The organism is Frankia sp. Cppng1_Ct_nod (assembly GCF_920656135.1).
Taxonomy (GTDB): Bacteria; Actinomycetota; Actinomycetes; order Frankiales; family Frankiaceae; genus Protofrankia; species Protofrankia meridionalis.
In genome coordinates, this window is record NZ_CAKKTK010000130.1 from 1 (window position 1) to 6605 (window position 6605).

At 68.1% G+C, this 6605-nt stretch carries 4 protein-coding genes; all 4 read right to left on the bottom strand.

Annotated features, from left to right (window positions below):
* Positions 1–364, bottom strand: a 364-nt coding sequence (locus NBW77_RS21530) for a DUF3566 domain-containing protein (RefSeq protein WP_250280241.1), incomplete at its 3' end; no start/stop codon positions are given.
* 1054 nt (positions 365–1418) lie between these two features.
* Positions 1419–3935 carry a DNA gyrase subunit A gene (gene gyrA / locus NBW77_RS21535; protein WP_250280243.1) on the bottom strand — a complete coding sequence of 839 codons (2517 nt, stop codon included), beginning with the start codon at positions 3933–3935 and terminating at the stop codon, positions 1419–1421.
* Positions 3936–3979: 44 nt separating this feature from the next.
* Positions 3980–5914: a DNA topoisomerase (ATP-hydrolyzing) subunit B gene (gene gyrB, locus NBW77_RS21540; RefSeq protein ID WP_131749496.1), complete on the bottom strand. Its 1935-nt coding sequence runs from the start codon at positions 5912–5914 to the stop codon at positions 3980–3982.
* 223 nt (positions 5915–6137) lie between these two features.
* Positions 6138–6605: DciA family protein (locus tag NBW77_RS21545; protein ID WP_250280244.1), on the bottom strand; the 468-nt coding region annotated here is incomplete at its 5' end.

Consider the following 6605-nt stretch of genomic DNA (forward strand, 5'->3'; position numbering starts at 1 on the left):
CACCCAGGGTTGCCAGCGCCGTCATCAGGATCACATTGATCGCACCGATGAGCATTCCGAATTCCATGGCCCGCGTGAACGACAGCCAGCTGCGCACCCCACCGTTGCTGCCGTCGGTCAGCGTGTCCGCCGCGCTGACCACGCTGTCGAACACCCCGATCGAGTTCAGCACGAACCACAGCACGGCCACCGCGACCATGAGCACGACGAACACGCACAAGGAGAAGGCGAACGTCAGCCGTGCCACCGACAGCGGATTGACCCGCGCGACACGCAGCCGGGCCCGGCGTCCCTGCCCGGGTGTGCGCACCACGGACGGTCCGGTCGGAGCACCGACCATCGGTCCGGTGGCCGAATCCGTCATGCCACGTTCCCGGACCGCAATCCGCGGCCCACCGACCTCCGCCGAGCGCTCGGTCGGCCCGCTCCCCGATGCGGGGATCTTTTCCTGCTCTGAGCCCCTTGTGGTCCGGCCACCGTGCGCCGCCCACGCTGCCTGATTCTCACGGTCGGCATGCTCGTCCAGCCGTCCGAAGGCCCCCGTTTCCGGGACCTGTGCCGCAGCGGCCGTCTGCCCACGTTCCGACCTTCCCACACGGCCTGTCTCTCCACCTGCCACGGCACGCCCAGTCACGCCTCCGGCGGGGGCGCCGGGCTTCTTCGTGGGTCGCCGCAGCGAGATCGTGTCCGGATCCGACCGGGGTGTCCCGTCGAACGGCGCGGGCCTGGATGCGGACGCTTCGGTTCCAGACGTCGCGGGGGCGGGGGCGTGCCCGGTCTTGGCCGCAGGCCCGGTCTTCGCGGTGGGCCCGGTCTTGGCGGCGGCTCGCGCGCCAGGCCGCCCGGAACCGGCGTCCGCTGGTCCTCTGCGAGCCGGCACGTACGTTGGCCCAGCCGGCGGCACCGCGGTCGGCGTCGATGGTCCTGAAGCAACGGCCGGTCCTGCGCCGGTACCGGCCGCCGGAGCAGTCAGGGGGGTCGGCACAAAGGGCCTGGCCGGGCTCTGTCGCTCCGGTGGGAGATCCGGGGAACCAGAGGAAGCCGGCGAGCCGGGATCACGCTCCGGATCGGTGGCCCGCCCGCCTGGCCGGGCGGACGGGCCTGAAACGATCCGCTGGGGCCCCCGAGTCTGGGGCCCCCGAGTCTCCCGGGCCTCGCGTGGCATTCGCAGGTCCCGGATCGCGGACGGGGCCTTCTGCACCCGGGTCCCGTCATCTTCGGCGTCGGACCCCGACGTCGGGTCCGGTCGTGTCGGGCCCGCGGAGGCCTGCCTGTCATTTCGGGCATCCTGGCCCCGCTCCGGCGGCTGCTCCGACCGCAACGGGGAAGATCCACGGAAGACCGACGACCGACTGGTTCGGTCGTCATCGCTGTCGTTCACGGTCTTTCTCCCGCCTTGCCCGGCCCGTTATCCGTCCTCAGGCTGAGTCTGCTCCGCCGGGGCTGCTTGTCGAACCGTTGCCGCCGTTGTCGTCAGCATCAGCATTACGTGCCACTCCCACGACCTGTACTCCGGGTTCCAGATCGATGAGTCGGACCCCCATGGTCTGCCGCTGAGCCCGCCGGACGTCACGGGCGATCGTCCGCAGCACGCCGCCGTTGGACGTGATCGCGTAAAGCTGATCGTCAGGACCGACCACCAGCGCGCCTACCAGGCCACCACGGGTGGAAACAATCTTCGCGGTGAGAACACCCTTACCGCCGCGCCCCTGCACCGGATACTCGCCCAGGGAGGTCCGCTTGGCGTATCCCCCGCTGGTGGCCACCAGCAGGTTCGCCTCCGAGTCCTGTGGCACCACCTCCATGGCGAGCAGCTCGTCGTCGGTGTCGAACCGCATCCCGATGACGCCGGAGGTGGCCCGGCCCATCGGGCGCAACTGCTCATCGTCGGCGTGGAACCGGATGGACTGGGCCTGCCGGCTGACCAGCAGCAGGTCGTCGTCGGCCGACACAAGCCGGGCGGCGATCAGTTCGTCGTCGTCACGCAGGTTGATCGCGACAAGCCCGCCGGACCGGTTCGAGTCGAACTCGGAGAGCGCGGTCTTCTTGCACAGCCCACGCCGGGTCGCGAGCACCAGGTACGGCGCGGCCTGGTAGTCGTTGATCGCCATGACTTCGGCGATGCGCTCGTCCTGACCGAACGCGAGGATGTTCGCCACATGCTGGCCCTTGGCGGTACGAGCCTGTTCAGGCAGTTCGTGCGCCTTGGCCCGGTACACCCGGCCCTTGTTGGTGAAGAACAACAGCCAGTGGTGGGTGGTGGTCACGAAGAAGTGCTCGACGATGTCGTCCTCGCGCAGCGCCGCGCCCTGCACACCCTTGCCGCCGCGTCGCTGCGAGCGGTACAGGTCGGTCTTGGTCCGCTTGGCGTAACCGCCACGGGTGACGGTGACGACGACGTCCTCACGCGCGATCAGGTCCTCGACGGACATGTCGCCCTCGAACGGAATCAGCCGGGTCCGCCGCTCGTCGCCGAACCGGTCGACGATCTCGGTGAGCTCCTCACCGATGATCTCCCGTTGCCGGGTCGGTGAGGCGAGGATCGCCTCCAGCTCGGCAATCCGCGCCCGCAGCTCGGCGGCCTCATCAATGATCTTCTGGCGCTCGAGGGCGGCGAGCCGGCGCAGCTGCATGTCCAGGATCGCGACCGCCTGGATCTCCGACAGGGAGAACCGCTCCATCAACTGCCCGCGCGCGGCGTCCGCCGACTCGGCGTTACGAATGAGGTTGATCACCTCGTCCAGGTGGTCGAGAGCGATCAGCAGACCCTCGAGGACGTGCAGGCGCTCGCGTGCCTTACGTAGCTGGTAGCGGGTCCGGCGGACGATCACGTCGACCTGGTGGTCGACGTAGTACCGCACCATCTGGTCCAGCCGCAGGGTGCGCGGTACCCCGTCGACGATCGCCAGCATGTTGACGCCGAAGGTGTCCTGTAGCTGGGTGTGCTTGTACAGGTTGTTCAGGACGACCTTCGCGACCGCGTCCCGCTTCAGGTCAATGATCAACCGCTGGCCGGTACGCGCCGAGGTCTCGTCCCGGATGTCGGAGATCCCGCTGACGCGGTTGTCCCGGACGAGCTCGGCGATCTTCTCGGCAAGGTTGTCGGGGTTGACCTGGTACGGCAGCTCGGTGACAACGAGCTGGGTCCGGCCCTTGTTCTCCTCGACCTGGACGACGGCCCGCATCCGGATGCTGCCGCGACCCGTGCGGTAGGCGTCCTCGATGCCCTGCCGGCCGACGATGAGACCGGCGGTGGGGAAGTCCGGTCCCTTGACCAGCCCGAGCAGCGCTTCCAGCAGTTCGGAATCGGCGGCGTCCGGGTGCGCGAGGAACCACTTCACGCCCTCGGCAACCTCCCGCAGGTTGTGCGGGGGAATGTTGGTCGCCATCCCGACCGCGATGCCCCCGGCACCGTTGACCAGCAGGTTCGGGAACCTGCTGGGCAGGATCGTCGGCTCCTGGGAGCGGCCGTCGTAGTTGGCTGCGAAGTCGACCGTGTCCTGGTCGATATCGCGCAGCATCTCCATCGCCAACGACGCCAGCCGTGACTCGGTGTAACGCATAGCGGCCGGCGGGTCGTTGCCCGGCGAGCCGAAGTTCCCGTTACCGTCGACCAGTGGGTAGCGCAGCGACCAGGGCTGAGCCAGTCGTACCAGGGTGTCGTAGATCGCCGAGTCGCCGTGCGGGTGATAGTTACCCATGACGTCACCGACAACGCGCGAACACTTGAAGTACCCGCGGTCCGGACGGTAACCACCGTCGTACATCGCGTAGAGGACGCGGCGATGCACCGGCTTCAGGCCGTCACGGACCTCCGGCAGCGCACGGCCGACGATGACCGACATCGCGTAGTCGAGGTACGACCGCTGCATCTCGACTTCGATACCGATTGGCTCGACCCGGTCGCCGGGCGGCGGGGGTAGTACGTCGGTCACGCGGGTCCTTCCAGACAGGGATGGTGAGGACGGTCCTGGATTTCCTAGATATCGAGGAAGCGGACGTCCTTGGCATTGCGCTGGATGAAGGAGCGCCGGGCTTCGACGTCCTCACCCATCAGGACGGAGAACAGCTCGTCCGCGACGGCGGCGTCGTCCAGGGTGACCTGCAGCAGGATGCGGCGGTCCGGGTCCATGGTCGTGTCCCACAGCTCGGTCGCATTCATCTCGCCGAGACCCTTGAAGCGCTGGATCGCATCCTTGGGCAGCTTGCGGCCGGTCTCGACGCCGTGCTCGATCAGGCCGTCACGCTCCCGGTCGGAGTAGGCGTACTGCCAGTCCTCGCGCCCCCATTTGATCTTGTAAAGCGGGGGCTGGGCCAGGAAGACATAGCCGGCCTCGACCAGTGGGCGCATGAACCGGAACAGCAGCGTCAGTAGCAGCGTCCGGATGTGCTGGCCGTCGACGTCCGCGTCCGCCATCAGGACAATCTTGTGATACCGCAGTTTGCTGGCGTCGAAATCGTCGTGGATGCCGCAGCCGAGCGCCTGGATCAGTGCCTGGACCTCGGTGTTCTTCAGTACCCGGTCGATCCGGGCCTTCTCCACATTCAAGATCTTGCCGCGCAGTGGCAGGATCGCCTGGAACTTCGAGTCCCGGCCGCCCTTGGCCGAGCCGCCCGCCGAGTCACCCTCGACGATGTAGAGCTCGCAGCGCTCCGGGTCGGTGTACTGACAGTCGGCGAGCTTGCCCGGCAGCCCCGTCCCCCCGAGCAGGCCCTTGCGGCGGGTCAGGTCGCGGGCGGCGCGGGCGGCGATACGCGCCCGCTGGGCGTCCAGCGCCTTGCTGACGATCGCCCGGGCCTCGACACGGTTGGCCTCGAGCCAGTCCTTCAGCGCCGAGTAGCACATCTCCTGGACGAACCGCTTGGCCTCGCTGTTGCCGAGCTTGGTCTTGGTCTGGCCCTCGAACTGCGGCTGTGCCAGCTTCACCGAGATGATCGCGGTCAGGCCCTCGCGGATGTCGTCACCGGCGAGGCGCTCGTCGGGGTTCTTGCCGTTGGCCTTCGGCGGCTTGAGCAGGTTCTGGTCCTTGGCGTAGGCGTTCACCGCGCTGGTCAGAGCCGCGCGGAAGCCCTCCTCGTGGGTACCGCCCTCGTGGGTGTTGATGGTGTTGGCAAAGGTGTAGACCGACTCGTTGTAGCCGGCGTTCCACTGCATCGCGAGTTCGGCCTCGATGCCCGTGCCCTTGGAGTCCAGCGAGATGACGGTCTTGTGGATCGGGTCCTTGCTCGCGTTCAGGTGCTCGACGAAGTCCACGAGCCCGCCCGCGTAACAGTAAGTGACCTCGAGGGGTTCCTCGGGACGCTCGTCGCGCAGGCTGATCGTCAGTCCCTTGTTCAGGAACGCCATCTCCTGCAGCCGGCGGGTGAGGGTCTCGTACTTGTAGTCGGTCGTTTCGAAGATCGTGTCGTCCGCCCAGAACGTGACGATCGTGCCGGTCTTCCTCGTCGGCGCGCCCTTGGCCAGCGGCGCGGCCGGACGGGTGTTCGCGTACGGCTGGAACCAGGTGAAACCCTCGCGCCGGATCTCAACCTCGAGGCGGGTGGACAGCGCGTTCACCACACTCACGCCGACCCCGTGCAGGCCACCGGACACCGCGTAGGACTTGCCGTCGAACTTCCCGCCGGCGTGCAGTGTGGTCAGCACGACCTCGACCGCCGGACGCTTCTCGGTCGGATGCTCACCCACCGGGATGCCACGGCCGTTGTCCGAGACCCGCACCCCGCCATCGGCGAGCAGCGTCACACCGATCGTGTCGCAGTAGCCGGCGAGCGCCTCGTCCACAGCGTTGTCCACAACCTCGTAGACAAGGTGGTGAAGACCACGTTCCCCGGTGGAGCCGATGTACATACCCGGACGCTTGCGAACCGCATCGAGACCCTCAAGAACCTTGATCGAACTTGCATCGTAGGTCACGCGGTATGTCCCCTCGTCCTCAACTCCGAACAACGCGAGAAGCGTCTCCTAAGTCTACCTGGCACCTGAGCCAGGAGGACTCTGGGTGCCCCCTGGTATCGGCGCAGCGCCCCGAACTACTTTCCATCGAACCCCCGTACGCGGACCCTCCGCCCACGGTCCGCTGCGTCCGGCTCAGCGCCTTCCTCCGCGTCCTCAAGCGGCCACCACAGGAATAGGCACGTCAGCCGTAGGTGTCGCGGGGACCGCGCCCGCCGGATGCATGCAGGGGACCGTGCCTCCAGCTCGGCGCGGTCGGGCCCCGGACCACGATCCGGCGCACCACATCCGGCCCGAGTTCCCTGCGCAGCGTGGTCAGCAGCTGCCCGGAAAGTAGCCGCAACTGCGTTGCCCAGGCGGTCGACTCGGCTGCAAGTTCCAGCTCACCGTCACGCAATGAAACCGGATGGCAACGTGAAGAGATTTCCGGGCCGGCCAGTGTGTCCCACCGGGCCAGTACCGAGGCGTCGGTCGCCCTGTCCTCCCAGCCTCGGGCGGCGAGCATCCGCCGCACCGCCGCACCGAACGCGACCGGCTCGGCCCACTCCCGGCCGGGCGCGGCCATCCCGGGCATCCGCGGGCGGCGCGCGGGCTCCCGCTCGGATCCGTCGCCGTCGCCGCGCCCGCCGGTTCCCCCGGCACGGCTGCCACC